This window comes from Pseudomonas sp. BRM28, assembly GCF_002939405.1.
GTDB lineage: Bacteria > Pseudomonadota > Gammaproteobacteria > Pseudomonadales > Pseudomonadaceae > Aquipseudomonas > Aquipseudomonas palmensis.
Genome location: NZ_PEFV01000004.1, coordinates 1 through 1,737 on the forward strand (window position 1 = coordinate 1; position 1,737 = coordinate 1,737).

Annotated in this window: 1 pseudogene; it reads right to left on the reverse strand. The window is 64.4% G+C overall.

What is annotated here, in order from left to right:
* A pseudogene (locus CR917_RS26970) lies at positions 1-1,737 on the reverse strand (RHS repeat protein); the annotation flags it as partial.

The window sequence follows — 1,737 nt, forward strand, 5'->3', positions numbered from 1 at the left end:
GCTGATTCCAGCCCGTGCCGGCCTGCGGCTTGTTCGAATAATGCGCAACCGAGTGTTTGTGCAGTCGCCGGCCGAGTGCGTCATAGCTGTACTCGACCTTGAGCTTGTCGTCGCTGTAGCTCTGCAGCCGATCGACCAGGTCCCAGTTGAACTGCGCACGCACGCCGTTGTGCAGCCGTTCGGCCAGGTTGCCGCGCGCGTCGTAGGTGTAATGGGTGCCGGCGTACTCGCGCAGCAGGTTGTCCATCAACCTGTTGCGTTTCGGGGCCTGGTCCAGCGGGCGGTTGAGCTGCTGCGTCTTCTCGTCCAGCAGGTTACCGGCCGGGTCAAACGCGAATGTCTCCACCCCCAGGCGACTGGTGGCCTGCAACAGGCGACCGACAGGGTCGTACTGGTAGGCCAACTGACCACGTCGGCTGTCGTGAATGTCGGTGAGTTGCCCGGCGCCATCGTACTGGTACTGACGCTTGAGCAACGTGGACTTGCCGTCGTGGCTGCCTAGCAGTTGCTCCTGCAGCCGTCCGGCCGGGTCCCAGGCCTGGGTCTGCATCAGCTTGTTGCCCTGACGGCGCGCCACTTCACGGTGCAGGTCATCGCGCTCGTAGCTGAGCATGTCGTGCTGGTCGAGCTTCATGCCCAGCAGGTGGCCGCTGCCGTAGGTCAGCCAGCTGACCGTATGGCCATCGGGGCGCACGGTCGCGATGCGCTGGTTGAGCACGTCGTACTTGTGCGTCCACACCGCCACCATCGGCTGCTGCAACCCCAGGTAATGCTGATGCTCGCGGGTCAGATTGCCCGCCTCGTCATGGAACCACTGCAGCTGGCTTGCCGCGTTGATCGCCTGGATCAGCCTGCCGTTGCCGTCATAGGCAAAGCGCTCGGTCTGGGACTGATCACCCAGCCTGGCGGTACGCTCGGCCAGCCGACCCATGGGGTCGAAACGCAGGTCGATGCGGCGCTGGCCGACCTGGGTCGAGGCCAGGCGACCGCTGTACGGGTCGTATTGATAGCGGGTGGTCAGGCCATCGAAGCCGGTCTCCTGCAACAGGCGACCGACCGGGTCGTACACGAAGCTCGCCTGGCTGGTGTTTTCGTTTTCCAGGCCAATCAGCCGGCCCAGTTTGTCCCAGCGGTAGCGCAGGGTGTGCTCGTTGGCGTCGACGCGCTCGGCCAGAAGCCCGGCGCCGGAATAGGTCCAGGTGGTGCAGCGGTCGAGCGCGTCGAGGTACGCCAGCAGACGGCCCTCGGCATCACGTTCGAAGCGCTCTTCGGTGTTGTCGGGGTGGGTGACCCTGGACAGTTGCCCGGCCTTGTACTCATAGGCGGTCTTGTTGCCCGCTGCGTCGGCGAACTGCACCAGCTGGCCGAAGTCGTTGTAGGCCCACTGGCTGGTCTTGCCGGAGCAGTCGACGTACTCGAGTAGTTGCCCGGCGTCGTTGTAGGCCAGCGCCTTCTGGTTGCCGTTGGCGTCCTTGATCGCACTTACCAGGCCGCTTGGGGTGTAGGCAAATTCGGTCTTGTTGCCCAGCGGGTCGACCGTCTCTACCAGGTTGCCGCGCTCGTCGTAGTCGCGCAGCCAAAGGCCACCCTCGGCATCGCGGATCTTAATCAGCTGGTCATGGTCGTCGTAGGCGTAGTGCAGCGTGCTGTGGTCGGGACGGATGTGCTGCAGCAGGTTGCTGCGCTCATCAAAGCTGTAGCGGTCCTGGCTACCGTCGGGGTGCACGTGGCGGATGA